Origin of the sequence: Pseudomonas sp. UBA2684 (assembly GCA_002354655.1) — a bacterium.
GTDB lineage: Bacteria > Pseudomonadota > Gammaproteobacteria > Pseudomonadales > Pseudomonadaceae > Aquipseudomonas.
Genome location: DELY01000027.1, coordinates 1 through 16,238 on the forward strand (window position 1 = coordinate 1; position 16,238 = coordinate 16,238).

Here is a 16,238-nt window from a genome sequence, read left to right on the forward strand (position 1 = left end):
GCTGTCGCCTTCTGAAAGTGACAGCGCGGCACGGGAATCAAGGCATTGCGATTCTCGAAAATAGTTCTTGAAATTCTATTCTTGATTGCATATCATCTCAACGAGTTTCGATAAGAAAGGATGCCCATGCGACCGTCTGTTGTGCTTGACATGAAGCGAAGCGCAGTGCGTGAAGCGGTAGGCCGCTTTCGCGCCGCGAACCCGCGCGTCTTCGGCTCGGTGCTGCATGGCACCGACCGGGATGGCAGCGACCTCGACCTGTTGGTCGATGCGCTGCCCGGTGCCACGTTGTTGGACTTGGGCGATTTGGAAGAAGAACTGAAATCGCTGCTCGGCGTTGACGTCGATCTGCTGACTCCCGGCGACCTGCCGCCGAAGTTCCGGGCCAAGGTGCTCGCGGAGGCGCAACCGATATGAGCGAGAACCGCCTGCCCGATTACCTCGACCACATTCAGCAGGCCGCAACCGATGCGCGCAGCTTCGTGGAAGGGATGGCCAAGGACGACTTCTTGGCCGACAAGCGCACCCAGCAGGCCGTCATCATGAGCCTGATCGTCATCGGCGAGGCGGCCACAAAGGTGATGGATGGCTACGTCGAGTTCACCCAGGCGCATGCCGACGTGCCGTGGCGCAGCATGCGCAATATGCGTAATCGCATGGCTCACGGCTATTTCGACATCAACCTCGATGTGGTGTGGGAGACGGTACAGGAATGGCTGCCGGCGTTGCTCCAGCAATTGCCCGCCGTGCGTCAGGATGCCGACGATGAAGACCGTAACGACAAAGGCATGGAGCCATGACCAATCAAGCCGCCGATGTTCGGCCCCTCTGGCGTGTTCGATCCCGCGACCTATGAGCCGCGCTCGGGCAAGACCTTCTGGATGGCCGCAACGGACGTGAGTTCGCTGGTGGGCAAGGAGGCAGCAGCCGACACGCTCATCGGCAACTGCACGACCGCACGACCAGCCTCCCGTTCAAATTCGAGTTAGAACTCATATCCAGCCTGTCTGGGGGCACTGTGAAAGAGGGATCTCCGATGACTGTTGAATCGAGAATATTTTCTGTAGCCGAGTATGTTCAGCCGTCCGAAGGCGAGCCTATTCGTTCCGTTGTGCTTGAAACCCGAGACTCAATTATCGTGGTTTGGCATGTCCATCCCGGGCAGGAAATTGCGGCTCACATTCATCCTCACGGCCAAGACACGTGGACTGTTTTGTCGGGAATGGCTGATTACTTTCAGGGCAATGGGATTGTTCGTGCCCTCAGGGAAGGTGAGATAGCCGTGGCAAGACCGGGCCAAGTGCACGGGGCGCGAAATACAGGTACCGAGCCATTTGTGTTCGTCTCGGTTGTGGCATCAGCCAATGCCGGTTTCGTATTGGCTGAGCGATAGAGCCCAATCTCTGGAGTTGGTCCAATGAGCGGTCGGGGAGATAGGTAACAGACATGCAGCGGACACGGCTGCTAAACCAGGTCGCAAACCTCCTTGCGTCGCAGCGTGCCGCAAGCGACGCGATCAATCGAATGGGGTCGGCATGAGACTGAACACCATCCAGTTCCCGACCGCGTAGCCGCCTGTCCTGCCGATCAGGTCTTGACCATCGACGCCTGGGATCAGTCCTGAATGTTCTTGGAGACCACTACGTTATGAGCCGCAGCCGCCGCAAAACACCCATCGTCGGGCACACGACCTGCGGCAGCGAGCGCGAGGACAAGAAGCTCTGGCATCAGCGCTGGCGCACCCGTGAGCGCACGGCGCTGACCAGCGCGTCGCCCGAAGCCCTGAGCGCCCATCTGCCCCTGCTGGAAAACCAGGCCAGCAGCGTCTGGTCGATGGGCAAGGATGGCCGCTCCTACTGGCCCGTCAAGCGCCAGGCCGCCACGGCGGATCGCATCGCCAATCACAAGGGACGCAACCCGCAAGAACGCGCCTCCCTGAAAAAGCGCCTGCTGCGCAAGTGGATGAGCAAATGAAGCTCTCCTTCCATCAGCACATTGCGCTGTTCTGGATGATCGGTGCTCCGGGCGTCTTCGCGCCCGTGATCGAGAACGCCAAGCGGCCCGATGCCGGCGCCGTCATGGCGTGGGGTGTCGCGATCGTGGCGGTGATGATCCTCTTCACCCCTTTGCTGCTGCGCTGTCCACCATTCCGGCGCTGGTATGGCCGGACGGATGCGCTGTCGGAGCGGCAGCGCCAGGCGCTTGCCGAGCGCGGCCTGCGCCGCTACTACCAGACCGCTTTCGATGACGGCTACGTGCCCCGCGTGATGCCCTACGTGTGGCGCATCATCTGGACGGTCGGCGGGTTGATGGCTGTGACCGCCGTACTGCCTACCAACACCGGACGGCCAGCCTTCGATGCCTTGGTGGTCTTCTCGACCTGGTATCCGATAGGCGTGATGCTGCTGGTTTTCGCGTCGAGGCCCCTTGGCCGGTTGATTCGCCAAAGAGCACAGGAGCGGCGGAAATGAGCACGTCAACCATCGAGGCGCTGGCCAGCGCCTGGGCAAGGATTGCCGAGGAAGCGGAATTCCCCGCTGACTACGAGGGGACTGCCACACCACAAGCGCATCGGGCTAGCGAAGCTATTCAGGAGCAGATTCGGGAGCGCATCGTCGCCACCAACGACATGCGGCTGTTCAGCCTGCTGCACCTGCTGGGTCAGGCGTCGCTGCGCATGGAGCAAGCGCTGTGGCCGGAGGATTACGAGCGGATGACGCGCGAGGTTGAGGAAGCCCTGCGGCAAGCCACCGACGCCAACGCCAGATCGTACACCCACGAAGAAGTGATGCAGGCGATGCAGGAACGCATCGACCGGGCGCGAGACAAGCCATGTTGATTGGCTATGCGCGCGTCTCGACGCAGGATCAGAACCTGGAGCTGCAACGCGAAGCCTTGAGCAAGGCCGGATGTAAAAAGGTCTTCGAGGACAAGGTGAGTGGCACGCGGGCAGACCGGCCTGGCTTGGCCAAGACGCTCGAAATGCTGCGCGAAGGCGATACTTTGGTCGTCTGGAAGCTCGACCGGCTGGGCCGGTCGGTCAAGCAACTGGTCGATCTGGTCGGCGATCTGCACAAGCACGGTGTCCAGTTCAGGAGCCTCACCGACTCCATCGACACCGGCACACCATCCGGGCGGTTCTTCTTCCACGTCATGGCGAGCCTTGCCGAAATGGAGCGCGAGCTGACCGTCGAGCGCACCCGCGCCGGGCTGGAAGTCGCCAAGCAGCTCGGCCGCAAAGGCGGCCGCAAGCCGAAGATGACCGACAGCAAGATCGAGTCGGCCAAGAAGCTGCTGGCCAGCGGGGTGCCGCCCAAGGACGTGGCCAAGAACCTCGGCGTGTCCATTCCGACGCTGTACCGCTGGGTGCCAGCCTCCACGCACGCTTAGCGTGCTTTATTTTCCGTTTTCTGAGACGACCCCTCATTGTGCGGGCCGCCGACGTCCAGCGTGCCGGTGTAGTCGTCCCAACTGCCGGCACTGCCCGTGAGCGTGCCCTGGAATTGATGAGTCGGGCGCTTGCGCACCAGGTTGATGGCGCCACCGGGGTTGCCGGCACCCTGGGTCAGTCCGGTCGCACCGCGAACGATCTCCACCCGGTCATACATGGCCAGGTTGGCTTCGCCGCTGGGCAGGTAGGTCAGGAAACTGGTGGGAAAACCGTCGTACATGATGTTGTCGACGTCGAAACCGCGCGAGCTGAAGGAAGGTCGCCCCACCCCGCTGGAATTACTGAGAAAAAGTCCCGGTGCACTTTTGACCACGTCACTGATGCTGGTCATGGCCTTGTCGTCCATGCGCTTGCGCGTGACCACGCTGACCGACTGCGGGGTTTCGCGCAGGCTCAAGGGCAGCTTGGTGGCAGTCTGCATGCTCCCGGTGGTGTAGGAACCGCTGTTCTCGGTGGTCGCCGCCAGTCCCTGGCCGGTGATGCTGGTGACGCCCAGTTCCAGGCCTTTGCCTGCTTCCTGCGGAGTCAGCAGGTAAAGACCATTACCCTGGGGCGTAGCTTGCAGACCCGTACCCTGCAACAGTTGATGCAGGCCACCTTCCACGCTGGTGGCGCCATTCAGGCCAGGGCTGCGTAGACCTTCCACCAGACCGGGTTCGATGGGCAGCGTAATACCCGCCTGGTTGGCGAAGTCAGACAGCGCATTGCTCAGGTTACCGGCTGGCACATGATAGGCCCTGCCCTGCCCTGCTGCGCCCCTTGCTCGGCCGCCTGAAGCGTAGTGGCGGTCAGGCTGGTGCCCGCAATGATCAGACCCAGCGCGGCAGCCAGTTTCGGCGCCGCCATGGGGCTGGCGTTCGGTGTGGCGCTGTTTCCGCTGGCAGCGCAGTACATGGTGCCGGCCAACGCGTTCATCATGGCCATGCTCTGCGCCCTGCTGATCCACTTCTTGAGCCTGCGCCGTGGCGTCACCGCCGAAACCATCGTGCTGCTCGGCATTGCCCTGGTGTTCACGTTCAACGCGTTGCTCGCACTCGTGCAGTTTTTTGCCACCGAGCAAGCCGTGGCCGCCGTCGTGTTCTGGACCATGGGCAGCCTGACCAAGGCGACCTGGCCCAAGCTGGGCGTGATCTGTGTGGTGATCCTGATCACCCTGCCGATTTTCGCCAGGCGCACCTGGGCGCTCACCGCCCTGCGGCTGGGGGATGACAAGGCGGCCAGCTTCGGTATCAACGTGCGCAGCCTGCGTTTCCAGACGCTGATCATGGTCAGCCTGCTCGCTGCGTTTCCCGTGGCCTTCGTCGGCACCATCGGCTTTATCGGGCTGGTCGGCCCGCACATCGCGCGGATGCTGATTGGCGAAGACCAACGTTTCTTCCTGCCGGCCTCGTTGCTCACCGGCGCACTGATCCTGTCGGCGAGTTCGGTGGTCAGCAAAACCCTGATCCCCGGCGCGATTTTCCCCATCGGCGTGGTCACGTCCCTGATCGGCGTACCGTTCTTTATCTCTCTGATTCTCGGCGCAAAGAAAAACTCATGGTAACGATCCAGCTGCAAGACCTCGGCGCCAGCTATGGCCAGCGCACGATCATCAGCGGTGTGACCACCACCGAGTTTGTCGGCGGCCAGGTGGTCGCCGTGGTCGGGCCCAATGCCGCAGGTAAATCGACCCTGTTCAAACGCATGGCAGGGCTGATCGACGGGCCCGGCGAGGTAAAGCTGCAAGGCGCGGAAAAAGGCATGAAAGGCATCAGCTACATGCCCCAGGGCCTCAACGCCAGCGCCCGTTTGACCGTGTACGAATCGGTGCTGCTGGCGCGCAAGCAACTGACACCGGGTTGGGTGGTCCACGATGACGAACTGAAACTGGTCGATGAGATCCTCGACGCCCTGGGCATTACGCCGCTGTCATTCCGCAACCTGGGTGAACTCAGCGGCGGCCAGCAACAACTGGTCTCAATCGCCCAGACGCTGGTGCGCGAACCGCAGATCCTGCTGATGGACGAGCCCACCAGCGCCCTCGACATGCACCGCCAGGTCCAGGTGCTGAACTTCATGCGCGACCTGGCGCGAAAGCGCGAAGTCATCGTGTTCATCGCCATCCATGACCTGAACCAGGCCTTGCGCTTCGCCGATCAGGTGCTGGTCATCGCCGATGGCACCGCTCAGGGCAGCGGCCCGAGCCATGAAGTGATCAACGAGCAGATGCTGCGCGCGGTGTACAAGGTCGAGGCGCGCATCGAACGCTGCAGCCGTGGGCAGCACCATATCCTGATCGACGATATCGTCTGAACCGCTACGGCTGCAGCCCTTCCAGCGCCGTGCCGACCGCTTCCAGTAGCAAGTGCGCATGCTCCTGTTCGAAGGCCAGCAGCGGGCGAATCTTCAGCACGTTTTCCAGCGGCCCGGCAGCACTGATCAATACGCCCTGCTCGCGCATCGCGTTGACCACCTGACGGGTCTGCGTGGCGGCAGGCGCTTTTGTGGCGCGATCGGTCACCAGCTCGACCCCCAGAAACATCCCGGCACCGCGCACATCGCCGATGATCGGGTAACGCTCGGCCAGCTCCCGCAACCCCGTCAACAGACATTCACCCAGGGTGTGCGAGCGCTGCTGCAACTGTTCGTCACGGATGACGTCCAGCACGGCCTGCCCCGCTGCGCAGGACACCGGGTTGCCGCCAAAGGTGTTGAAGTAGCGCATGTTCTGGCCAAAGTGATCGACCACTTGCGCTCGACCGACCAGGCCGGCGATGGGGTGGCCGTTGCCCATCGGCTTGCCCAGGGTCAGGAGGTCGGGGCGCACGTCGTGCCGCTGGAAACCCCACATGTTCAGGCCAGTGCGGGCGAAGCCGGACTGGACTTCATCGGCGATGTACAACAGGCCTTCGGCCTGGGCCAATGCGATCCCTTCGGCGATGCAGCCGGTTGGGCCCGCAAAGACGCCATCGCTGGCGAAAATGCCGTCGAGCAGGATCGCCGCCGGACGAATGCCGTGTTTGCGCAGGTCATCGATGGCCGCACGGACGTCAGCCACGAAGGTCGAGGCCACTTGATCCGCACCCAGCCGATAAGCATCGGGGGCGCGAACGGTGCGCACGTGGGGTGGCAGAACCATGCTCGGGCCGAGCGACGGAGAAAGCTCGGCGATATCACCCGTGACGCCATGATACGCGAAGCGGGTGATGATCACGCCGGTGCCGCCGGTAAACTGTTTGGCGATGCGCAACGCCAGATCGTTGGCCTCGCTGCCGGTGCACGTAAACATGACCCGCTCGAGGTACTCGGGAAAGGTGCCCAGCAGTTGCTCGGCGTAATCGAGCATGCCCTCCTGCAAGTAGCGAGTGTGGGTGTTGAGTTGCCCGGCCTGCCGGCTGATCGCCTCGACCACCCGGGGATGACAATGCCCCACCGACGCCACGTTATTGTAGGCATCCAGATACCGCCGGCCTTGTTCGTCGTACAGCCACACGCCCTCGCCGCGCACCGTGTGCAAGGGGTGTTCGTAGAACAGTCGATAGGCCGGGCCGAGCAACCGTGCCCGGCGTTCGACAAGGCGTTTTTCCTTGTCTGACAGGCGATCGGCATCTTCAGAAGTGAAACCGTTGATCATGCTCATGCGCCAACCTCCTGGGTGCAAGCGGCAAGGATTCTGTCGTGGATCTCGGCGGGTGCCATTGCGGACAATCCCGCCAGGGCATCCTGGGCGCGGTATGAGTTGCGCAGGATGTACTCGCGATTGTCCGGGTGCAGGTCGGCCCGCCAATAATTGATGCACAACGACAACGCCAGGCGTGTGGAGATCAGCACCGGCAGCAGTTGCAATTCTTCGCCGGTGAGGGGATTGACCTGGTGATAGGCGCGGATCATGTCCAGCGCCGGGGCCAGGACGTCGCCCGCCACCCCCAATTGGTACGATGCCGCGACCGCGACCTCGTTGACCAACGGCGCGTGGACCATGTCGCCAAAATCCAGGATGTTGCGCAACACATCGGGCTGATCCGGATCGACGATGATGTTGTGCGGGTTCATGTCGTTATGGATCACCTGGTGGCGCAGCGTGGCGCACTTGCCCAGTACCTGGGATTCGAAGCGGTCCAGGCTGTGTTCGATCCGGTCGCGACGAACGCCCGGCTCGATGTGTTTCAGCCGGGGCCTGAGGCGCTGGGCGTGTTGCATGTCCCACAGCAGGACGTGCCCGGCAGCGGGATGGCTGAAGCCGTCCAGGGCCAGGTCGAACCGGGCGAGCGCTTGGCCCAGGTTCTGCCTGAAATTCACCGATGTGTGGGCGACGCGGTGCAGCGGCAAGCCGTCAACGAAGGACAGGAGACGGACCAACATGCGCTGGCCTTCGATTTCGACCGGCTCCACGAATCGCCCGCCGAGTGATGCAAAGACACGCTGCACCGGCAACGCCGGATCGTTACGCTCGATCTGGAGCATGGCCTGGTTATGGAAGTCCACGACCTGCGGGTTTTCCAATGGATGCGACAACTTGAACAGACGCGACGTACCGTCCGCGAGCATGACCCGGAAATTGAGGTCGCGCTCGCCGCCCAGTTGCTCGAGTTTTCCGCTGATCGCGTAGTGCTGCGCAAGGACCCCAAGGACCTGCCCGTCACTGACACGGGCAGGGGCCGCCTCCAGCAGACAGGGTTGCGCCGATACTTTCTCAAGCGGCATTGTTCATGACTCCTCGCTTCGGTGATGTGGCCTGCTCGCGCAGGCCCCTTGCATTACTTGTTGGCCCAAGCGATGAAACGCTCTTCCAGGTCTTCGCCGTGGTCGATCCAGAACTCGGCATCCGTGGCCCGGGCGTTCTTCAGGTTATCCGGTGAAGTCGGCAGTTTGCTGCCCACCGCCTCATCGACCAGTGCCACGGTTTTGGTGTTGCTTGGCCCATAAGGAATGGCCTCGACAAAGTGCTTCTGCTGAACCGGTGCACTGGCAAACGCGATGAAGTTTTCCGCCAGGGCCTTCTTCGGCGAGCCTTTGACGATGGCCCAGTGATCCAGGTCGTACAGGCTGCCATTCCACTGCATTTCAAACGATTGTCCCTCCGCCTGCGCCGAGGTGACACGCCCGTTATAGGCCGAAGTCATCACCACGTCGCCTGCCGCCAGCCATTGCAACGGCTGCGCGCCGGATTCCCACCACTGGATGTCGGGCTTGATCTGATCCAGTTTGCGGAAGGCCCGCTGCACGCCCTCCTCGGTGCCGAGCAAGGTGTAGACATCTTCCTTGGCCACGCCATCGGCCAACAGGGCGAACTCCAGGGTGAACTTGGCGCCACGGCGCAGGCCGCGCTTGCCGGGGTATTTCTTCACGTCCCAGAAATCCGCCCAGCCCTGTGGCGCGCTGGCGAGTTTTTTCGGGTCGTATGTCAGAACGGTAGACCAGATGAAGATACCCACCCCGCAATCGCTGACGGCGGCCGGGATGAAATCTTCTTTCTTGCCGATGCGCGACCAGTCCAATGGCTCGAACAGGCCTTCGCTACAACCGCGCAACAGCTCGGGGGATTCGACCTCGACCACGTCCCAGCTGGTTTTCCCGGTGTCGGCCATGACCCGGATCTTGGCCATTTCGCCGTTGTAGTCATCGGCCGTGATCGCCACTTTCTTTTCCGAGGTGAAGGGTTTGTAGAAGGCTTTTTCCTGGGCCTGGCGGTTGTTGCCGCCGAAGGACACCACGGTCAGTTTTTCAGCGGCGCTCAAAGGGCCGGCAAGCATTCCAAGCATCAGTACAGTTGCGATTTTGCTGTTCATGCGTCTCTCCGAATTCGCTACGTGCGTGAGCGGCAGCTAAGGGATGGCAGGTGGTTTTTTTGTTTTTGGCAGCAATATTTCGGTCAGCGCCGGGTGTCTTGCACCTGGTGGCCGGCGCACGGCGATGATTCCGAGGCGCAGCTCATTAGTAACATATTTAGAATATGATGCATCATAATTTTTACTGGTATAGTCTCACCACTCCACCCCTTCCTCAGGAGCGCCTGCATGACCGAGCAACGAACCCTCCTCCTCACCGGTGCGAGCCGTGGCATCGGCCATGCCACGGTGAAGCACTTCAACGCTGCGGGCTGGCGCGTGTTTACGGCCTCGCGACAGAACTGGACCGAAGGCTGCCCCTGGGCTGAAGGCGAGTTGAACCACATCCACCTGGACCTGGAAGACATCGACGAAGTGCGCCGCAGCCTGCCATTGATCCGGGAGAAACTCGGCGGACGCCTCGATGCCCTGGTGAACAACGCCGGCATTTCACCCAAAGGCGAAGCCGGCGCACGATTGGGCGTGCTGGAATCCGATTACGCCACCTGGCTCAGCGTGTTCAACGTCAACCTGTTTTCCACGGCGTTACTGGCCCAAGGGCTGTTCGATGAGCTCAAGGCGGCGCAAGGCTCGGTGATCAACGTCACCTCGATTGCAGGTTCCAGGGTGCACCCGTTTGCCGGGGTCGCCTACGCCTGCTCGAAAGCTGCACTGGCCGCACTGACGCGGGAAATGGCCCATGATTTCGGGCCACACGGTGTGCGGGTCAATGCGATTGCACCGGGTGAGATCGAGACGTCGATCCTGTCTGCCGGGACCGAACTGATCGTCGATCAGCAGATCCCCATGCACCGCTTGGGCAAGCCGGAAGAAGTCGCATCCCTGGTGCATTTCCTCTGCACCCGAGGCGCGTCGTACATCAACGGTTCGGAGATTCATGTCAACGGTGGTCAGCACGTCTGAAATAATCTGGAAATCCCGGCCGGAAACTTCCATCATTCGGGCCGGGCATCCGCCGCAGATGAGCGATCAATGAGCAACCCCTACCCTATTCAAACCCTCAATCACTCTTACCTGGGCAGTGGCATCTACGAGTTGCTGCGCGAGGCACTGATCACCGGGCGTTTCCAGCCCGATGACCGCCTGCGCATCCGCGACCTGGCCGAACAACTGGGCACCAGCGTCACACCGGTGCGCGACGCGATCCTGCAACTGGCCAAGGAACAGGCGCTGATCCTCAAGACCCCGCGTGACATCCGCGTACCCATCCTCACCGCCGCGCAATACGGCGAGATCCGCAGCATCCGCCTGGCGCTTGAAGGCCTGGCTGCGGAGACGGCCGCCGCGCTGGTGACCGACAGCGAACTCGCAGACCTGCAAGCCTGCATCGAAAACAACATCGCCGCGATCAACGCCCAGGACTTGCAAGCCGCTCTCAAGTGCAATCAGCAATTTCACTACGCGCTGACCACCATCGCGCGCATGCCGGTGCTGGCGGGTTTGCTCGATAGCCTGTGGATGCGCACCGGCCCACTGATCGCCCGTGCCTATGGCAACTTCAACGAGCGCATGGCCATCGACCATCACTGGGAAGTGCTCGACGCACTCAAGCGCCGCGATGGCGCGGCGGCACGGGCGGCCATCTGCCGTGACATTCTCGATGGCAACGAGAAGATGCTCGAGTACATCGAGATGGCGCAGGCGGACTGATTGGCAGTCAATTCGACTGTTGACGAAACATAGATGACCAGTTAGTTTATTAAAACTTTCTCATCACTGGCTGTCTCTGTCATGGCTCGCCCGGTCAACCTCGAAGTCAGATCCCGTTTGCTGTCGATTGGCCGCCAGGTGGTTCACAACCGTGGCTTCAACGGCTGCGGCGTCCAGGACATCACCGCCGCTGCCGAGATTCCCAAGGGCTCTTTCTACAACTACTTCGCCAGCAAGGAAGACTTCGCGGCAGAGATCCTCGAGGAATACTGGACCTCGATCGAAACCCGCCACGGGCCGATCTTCTACGACGCCCGGGTCAAGCCGCTGGAGCGCATCGGCCAGTTCTTCCAGGCCCTGGTGCTCGAGCACGGCGAGCATGAATACAGCCTGGGTTGCCTGATTGGCAACCTGTCCCTGGAAATGTCCAATGGCAGCGAACAAACCCGCAAGCGTCTGGCCGATGTGCTGGCGCGCTGGGAAGGTTTGCTCGCGAGCTGCCTGCGTGAAGCGCAGCAGCGCCGCGAACTCTCTGAAACTCACGACGCCGAAGCGCTGGCCAGTGTCATCGTCGAAGGCTGGGAAGGTGCGGTCATGCGCGGCAAGGTCCTGCGCGACGGTGCACCTCTGCAGCGTTTCGTATCGATGGTCTTGCCTCGGCTATTGGAGTGAGTTTTTTTTCCTCATTAATAAGACGACTGGTCATTTATATAAAGCAACATTCACGTCTCATCCACGCAAGCACCCAAGAGGTAAATCGTCATGAGCCATCTGTACGCCGACCCCGCCGAACCCGCACTGCCTGCCACTGGTTTCAAGCTCGACCTGAGCAAAGCCGCCCTGGTGGTCATCGACCCACAGAACGACTTCCTCAGCCCTGCCGGCGCCAGTTGGGCGGTGTTCGGTGAGAGCATCGTCGAGAACAACACCGTCGAAAACCTGGAAAAACTGTTCAAGGCCTTCAAGGCTCACGACCTGCCCGTGGCCGTGTCGCCACACTATTACTACCCGCACGACCACGACTGGCATTTTGGCGGTCCGCTGGAAAAGGTCATGCACAGCATCTGCATGTTCGATCGCAAGGGACCGAACACCCTGGAAAACTTCGAAGGCTCCGGCGCCGATTTCCTCGAGATCTACAAGCCGTACATTCTCGACGGCGAGACCATCATCGCCTCGCCGCACAAGGTCTACGGCCCGGAAACCAACGACCTGGCGCTGCAATTGCGCAAGAAAGGCGTGTCGCAGATCATCCTCGCCGGCATGGCGGCCAACCTTTGCGTGGAATCACACCTGCGCGAACTGCTCGAACAGGGCTTTGAAATAGTCGTGGTACGCGACGCCACCGCCGGCCCGCGCCTGCCGGATGGCGACGGCTACCTGGCGGCCATCATCAATTACCGCTTCCTCGCCCACGGGCTGTGGACCACCGAAGAGACTATCGCGCAACTGCAACCGGCTTGATCGTGCCCGAGCGGCCGGGCATCGCGCCCCCCCGCTCTTTCTCGAGAACCCCCGATGAAAATCCCCGCCCGTTATGAGCATTTCGTTTTCGGCGTCGTTCAATCCGGCCTGACCTGCGCGGTCGCGGCCGCCATCGCCACCACACCCCATGCGCTCGACCTGGCCTTTGCCGGCCGCTGGTTGAACGCGTGGGCGCTGTCGTGGGTATCGATGTTGCCGGTGGTGGTGCTGGCGGCGCCGATGATTCGGCGCGTGGTGAGGCGGATGACGGTGGGCTGAATGACTTGGCTATGACTCACCCAACACACCGCCATCGCGAGCATGCTCGCTCCTACCGGGGGCTTCGGGGCTGCTCGCGACAGGCGCGCAAGCCCGCACCCGACGCACGAAATACTGTGCCCGTTCGCATTTTCGCAATAAACCACTTTTCATCCGCGCATTTGTAGCCGCTTCGTTCACGGACAAGCCGGTACATTAGACCTCCATGGTCCCGCAGAGCGACCGACAACAAAACCTACAGCTCGCCCAAGAAAATCTGCCAACCATTCGGAGTCTTTCCATGAGCACATTGCGCACTACAGCTTTCCAACTCGCGAGTCTGGCCCTGTTCATCGGTAGCGCCACCCAGGCCATGGCCGAGGACATCACGTTCGTATCCCAGGGCGGTGCTTATCAGGAAGCCCAGAGCAAGGCGATCCTGGAGCCTGCGGCGAAAAAGCTCGGTCTGACGCTCAAACAGGACAGCTCGCCCAAGGCCTACCCGATCATCAAGACCCAGGTCGAGAGCGGCAAGGTCACCTGGGACGTGGTGGACCTGCCCACTGGCGACTGCATCCGTGGCGAAGCCGAAGGGCTGTTCGAGAAGCTCGACCTTGCGCTGATTCCCAATGCCGCGCAAATACCCGACAGCCTCAAGGACGAATACAGCGTCGGCTACATCAGCTACTCCACGGTGCTGGCGTATCGCACGGACGCGTTCAAAGGCGCGGACGTACCCAAGACCTGGGCCGACTTCTGGGACACCAAAAAATACCCGGGCCAGCGCTCCCTACGTAACCTGCCACGTCCAACCCTGGAAATCGCGCTGCTGGCCGATGGCGTGCCGATGGACAAGCTCTATCCGCTGGACGTCGATCGCGCCTTCCGCAAGCTTGAGCAGATCAAGCCCGACATCGCCACCTGGTGGACGTCCGGCGGGCAGTCGGCGCAGCTGATCAGCGACGGCGAAGTGGACATGATCCAGGCCTGGAACGGCCGTATCACCGCCGTACAGGCCGCCGGCGCACCCGTGGCATTCGACTACAACCAGGGTGTGCTGGAAACCAACTCGTTGTGCGTCCTCAAAGGCTCGCCGCACAAGGTGGCCGCCATGAAATTCGTCAACGAGGCCATCGATGCCAAACTGCAAGCGGCGTTGCCGATGATCATCGACTACGGCCCGCTCAACCCCGAAGCCTTCAAGACCGGGGTAATCCCGGCCGAGCGCGAGGCCAAGCTGCCTTCCGCACCCGGCAACATCTCGCGCCAGGCCCTGCTCTCGGCGCAATGGTGGGCCTCCGAAGCCGGGGTCAAGGCCGAAGAACGCTGGTTGTCCTTCGTCCAGAAAAAATAGCCATCGGCCGTTGCTGCGCCGCAGGCCAGAGGCCTCGGCGCAGGACATGCCGTCTGCCCCCGCGATTTCGACATAAAGCGCTTGCGCACCGGTCAATTGCGTCCACTTCATTCGTTGGCATCCCGGTACATTAGGCCTGAGGGTCCCGCAGAGTGACCTGTGCAGACAACTCGCGCTCGCCTCAAGTACCTGCCCACCATTGGGAGTTCTTCACATGACATTACCCGAGCACCGCACCCTGCTGTCCGCCAGGACGACTGCCACCGCCAGCGCTACCCGTCAGTGCTGGATACCCTCCAGCACTGCGCAGTGACGAGAGGTCATCATGTCCAACGCCTATCTCGCCAAATCCATGCCCGACTCCAGCGACCAGCAGCACCAGCCGCCCATGACCAGCGAAGACGCCCTGGCCCGTGAAGAACGCAAGGAGCACACCTCCATGCTGTTGCTGCTCACCCCGGCGCTGGTCATGGTCGTGGTGCTGTTGATCATGCCGCTGTGCTGGCTGGCCTTTCAGTCGGTCCAGACCGAGGAAGGGTTTTCCCTGGCCAACTACATCCGGATTTTCCAGGAAAGCATTTACTGGGACACCTTCGCCCTGACCTTCAAGATCAGTTTCCTGGTGACGATCCTGTCGATCGTCATGGGCTTCCCCATTGCCTACGCCGCTTCGCGCCTGCAGGGTTTCTGGGCCAACCTGATTCTGATCTGCGTGATCCTGCCGTTCTGGACCAGCGTGCTGGTGCGGGCCTATGCCTGGCTGGTGCTCCTGCAACGCCGCGGACTGGTCAATCAGACGCTGATGGACCTTGGCATCATCGACCAACCCCTGACGCTGATGCACAACACCACTGGCACGGTAATCGGCACCCTGCACGTCATGCTGCCCTTTATGGTCCTGCCGCTGTATTCGGTGATGAAAAAAATCCCCCAGGACCTCATGCAAGCGTCCGAGAGCCTTGGCGCCAAACCCTTCTACACCTTCCGCCGGGTCTTCCTGCCGATGGCAGCGCCGGGGGTCATGGCCGGTTCCATCCTGGTGTTCGTCATCTGCCTAGGCTTCTTCATCACCCCGGAACTGCTCGGCGGTGGCCGCACGATCCTGGTGTCGATGCTGGTGCAACGCAACGTCGAGCTCTATCACGCCTGGGGCGCAGCCAGCGCAGTCGGCCTGGTGCTGCTGTTTGTGGTGTTCCTGATCTTCTGGGGCATCAATCGCTTCATCCCCATCGAACGCATCCTGGGAGCGCGCTAAATGAACCTGCTTGCCAACCTGCGTCACCTTCGCCTGTCCCACGTGCTGTTCACGGTGCTGGTCGCGGCGATCCTGCTGTACCTGATCATCCCGGTGCTGATCGTGGTACCCATGTCGTTCTCCGAGGCGCGCTTCCTGCAATTCCCTCCCAAGCAATGGTCCTTCCACTGGTACGAGGCGTTCTTCAACAGCGTGGAGTGGATGTCGGCGGCGCGGGTCAGTCTGATCACGGCATTTTTCACCATGGCCATCAGCCTGCCGATTGGTATGGCGGCCGCCTACGCCATCAACAACTCCAGCCTGAAGGTGGTGCGTACGCTGCAGATCATCCTGCTGCTGCCGATGATGGTGCCCATCATCCTGATCGCCGCCGGCGTGTTCTTCGTTTACGCCCGGGTCGGCCTGATCAGCACGCTGACCGGCCTGGTGCTGGCGCACATCATGCTCGCCTTGCCCTACGTGATCATCGCGCTGCTGGCCGGTCTGCGTAACTTCGACATGTCCCAGGAAATGGTGGCGCGCAGCCTGGGCATGAACCGCTTTCGCGCCTTCATGGCCGTGACCCTGCCGCAGATCAAGCCCAGTGTGGTCTCGGCGACACTGTTCGCCTTCATCACCTCGCTGGATGAAACTGTGGTGGCGCTGTTCATCTCCGGCGGCGACAACCAGACTCTGACCAAGCGCATGTTCACGGCGCTGCGCGACGAGATCGATCCGACCATTGCCGCTATCAGTTCGATCCTGATCCTGGCGTCGCTGATCCTGGTGGTGATTGCCGGTCGCAACAAACAATAACCAACAACGCACTCCCCCTCTGCAAACACACTTGCCCGCCATTGCGGGCAAGTGTGTTTTTGCGTCCTGACCACGCACGCCCATGCCGACGTGCAGCCCAGCACAGCCTGCCGTCACACGGCTTAATTCAGCATCTATCACCCGTGTCCAGGCCCATCTCGGGGGAACCGCAGAATTCGGAAA

20 protein-coding genes and 1 pseudogene are annotated in these 16,238 nt (G+C 61.6%); 17 read left to right on the forward strand and 4 right to left on the reverse strand.

Features of this window, described 5'->3' with window-relative positions; translation table 11 throughout:
• Positions 1–126: 126 nt before the first annotated feature.
• From B3M58_RS09590 to B3M58_RS09620, 7 genes are all read left to right on the forward strand, one after another.
• Positions 127–417 carry a nucleotidyltransferase family protein gene (locus B3M58_RS09590; protein ID WP_001247892.1) on the forward strand — a complete coding sequence of 97 codons (291 nt, stop codon included), beginning with the start codon at positions 127–129 and terminating at the stop codon, positions 415–417.
• Positions 414–800, forward strand: coding sequence for a DUF86 domain-containing protein (locus B3M58_RS09595; protein ID WP_003100872.1), 387 nt, complete (start codon positions 414–416; stop codon positions 798–800). Before B3M58_RS09590 ends, B3M58_RS09595 begins: the two co-directional genes overlap by 4 nt.
• A 236-nt stretch (positions 801–1,036) precedes the next feature.
• Positions 1,037–1,393 (forward strand): cupin domain-containing protein, encoded by a 357-nt coding sequence (locus tag B3M58_RS09600; protein ID WP_003465043.1) that lies wholly within the window; start codon positions 1,037–1,039, stop codon positions 1,391–1,393.
• A 254-nt stretch (positions 1,394–1,647) separates the two neighbouring features.
• Positions 1,648–1,974 carry a hypothetical protein gene (locus B3M58_RS09605; RefSeq protein ID WP_003100858.1) on the forward strand — a complete coding sequence of 109 codons (327 nt, stop codon included), beginning with the start codon at positions 1,648–1,650 and terminating at the stop codon, positions 1,972–1,974.
• Entirely contained in the window at positions 1,971–2,471 is a 501-nt protein-coding gene (locus B3M58_RS09610) for a hypothetical protein (protein WP_003100856.1), read from the forward strand. The genes B3M58_RS09605 and B3M58_RS09610 overlap by 4 nt, the downstream gene beginning before the upstream one ends.
• Positions 2,468–2,839: a hypothetical protein gene (locus B3M58_RS09615; RefSeq protein ID WP_003100853.1), complete on the forward strand. Its 372-nt coding sequence runs from the start codon at positions 2,468–2,470 to the stop codon at positions 2,837–2,839. The genes B3M58_RS09610 and B3M58_RS09615 overlap by 4 nt, the downstream gene beginning before the upstream one ends.
• The gene (locus B3M58_RS09620) at positions 2,833–3,390 is read left to right on the forward strand and encodes a recombinase family protein (RefSeq protein WP_003100847.1); all 558 of its coding nucleotides are present in this window, start codon (positions 2,833–2,835) and stop codon (positions 3,388–3,390) included. Before B3M58_RS09615 ends, B3M58_RS09620 begins: the two co-directional genes overlap by 7 nt.
• Here B3M58_RS09620 and B3M58_RS09625 read toward each other — a convergent pair.
• Positions 3,387–4,178, reverse strand: a complete 792-nt coding sequence (locus B3M58_RS09625; protein ID WP_256590418.1) for a TonB-dependent siderophore receptor — start codon at positions 4,176–4,178, stop codon at positions 3,387–3,389. The two genes, B3M58_RS09620 and B3M58_RS09625, sit on opposite strands and share 4 nt — an antisense overlap.
• 87 nt (positions 4,179–4,265) lie before the next feature.
• On the opposite strand from B3M58_RS09625, the pseudogene B3M58_RS09630 reads away from it, so the two are divergent.
• Both B3M58_RS09630 and B3M58_RS09635 read left to right on the forward strand, forming a co-directional pair.
• Positions 4,266–4,994, forward strand: a pseudogene (locus B3M58_RS09630) (FecCD family ABC transporter permease); the annotation flags it as partial.
• Positions 4,988–5,743 carry an ABC transporter ATP-binding protein gene (locus B3M58_RS09635; protein ID WP_016487051.1) on the forward strand — a complete coding sequence of 252 codons (756 nt, stop codon included), beginning with the start codon at positions 4,988–4,990 and terminating at the stop codon, positions 5,741–5,743. The pseudogene B3M58_RS09630 and the gene B3M58_RS09635, both read left to right, overlap by 7 nt.
• 4 nt (positions 5,744–5,747) lie before the next feature.
• Here B3M58_RS09635 and B3M58_RS09640 read toward each other — a convergent pair whose 3' ends face one another.
• Genes B3M58_RS09640 through B3M58_RS09650 form a run of 3 tightly spaced genes read right to left on the reverse strand, consistent with a single transcriptional unit; the run spans position 5,748 to position 9,219 of the window.
• Positions 5,748–7,070: an aspartate aminotransferase family protein gene (locus B3M58_RS09640; RefSeq protein ID WP_016487050.1), complete on the reverse strand. Its 1,323-nt coding sequence runs from the start codon at positions 7,068–7,070 to the stop codon at positions 5,748–5,750.
• Positions 7,067–8,134, reverse strand: a complete 1,068-nt coding sequence (locus B3M58_RS09645; protein ID WP_016487049.1) for a phosphotransferase — start codon at positions 8,132–8,134, stop codon at positions 7,067–7,069. The genes B3M58_RS09640 and B3M58_RS09645 overlap by 4 nt, the downstream gene beginning before the upstream one ends.
• A gap of 53 nt (positions 8,135–8,187) precedes the next feature.
• The gene (locus B3M58_RS09650) at positions 8,188–9,219 is read right to left on the reverse strand and encodes an ABC transporter substrate-binding protein (protein WP_016487048.1); all 1,032 of its coding nucleotides are present in this window, start codon (positions 9,217–9,219) and stop codon (positions 8,188–8,190) included.
• 228 nt (positions 9,220–9,447) lie between these two features.
• Between B3M58_RS09650 and B3M58_RS09655 the strand changes: the two genes are divergently transcribed.
• The 8 genes from B3M58_RS09655 (at position 9,448) to B3M58_RS09690 (ending at position 16,055) form a co-directional block, all read left to right on the forward strand.
• Complete coding sequence (locus B3M58_RS09655) at positions 9,448–10,182, forward strand: SDR family NAD(P)-dependent oxidoreductase (protein ID WP_016487047.1); 735 nt, start codon at positions 9,448–9,450, stop codon at positions 10,180–10,182.
• A gap of 69 nt (positions 10,183–10,251) precedes the next feature.
• Positions 10,252–10,929: a GntR family transcriptional regulator gene (locus tag B3M58_RS09660; protein WP_016487046.1), complete on the forward strand. Its 678-nt coding sequence runs from the start codon at positions 10,252–10,254 to the stop codon at positions 10,927–10,929.
• 81 nt (positions 10,930–11,010) lie between these two features.
• A complete protein-coding gene (locus B3M58_RS09665; protein ID WP_003465041.1) occupies positions 11,011–11,601 on the forward strand; it encodes a TetR/AcrR family transcriptional regulator in 591 nt (196 codons plus the stop codon).
• A gap of 90 nt (positions 11,602–11,691) precedes the next feature.
• Positions 11,692–12,393: a cysteine hydrolase family protein gene (locus tag B3M58_RS09670; protein WP_003465039.1), complete on the forward strand. Its 702-nt coding sequence runs from the start codon at positions 11,692–11,694 to the stop codon at positions 12,391–12,393.
• Between the two features lie 54 nt (positions 12,394–12,447).
• Positions 12,448–12,672: a DUF2798 domain-containing protein gene (locus B3M58_RS09675; protein ID WP_003465037.1), complete on the forward strand. Its 225-nt coding sequence runs from the start codon at positions 12,448–12,450 to the stop codon at positions 12,670–12,672.
• Positions 12,673–12,952: 280 nt separating this feature from the next.
• Positions 12,953–14,005 (forward strand): ABC transporter substrate-binding protein, encoded by a 1,053-nt coding sequence (locus B3M58_RS09680; protein ID WP_003465034.1) that lies wholly within the window; start codon positions 12,953–12,955, stop codon positions 14,003–14,005.
• A gap of 325 nt (positions 14,006–14,330) precedes the next feature.
• On the forward strand, positions 14,331–15,260 hold the full coding sequence (locus B3M58_RS09685; protein ID WP_003465031.1) for an ABC transporter permease: 930 nt from the start codon (positions 14,331–14,333) through the stop codon (positions 15,258–15,260).
• Entirely contained in the window at positions 15,261–16,055 is a 795-nt protein-coding gene (locus B3M58_RS09690; protein ID WP_003465028.1) for an ABC transporter permease, read from the forward strand.
• The last annotated feature ends 183 nt before the right edge of the window (positions 16,056–16,238 follow it).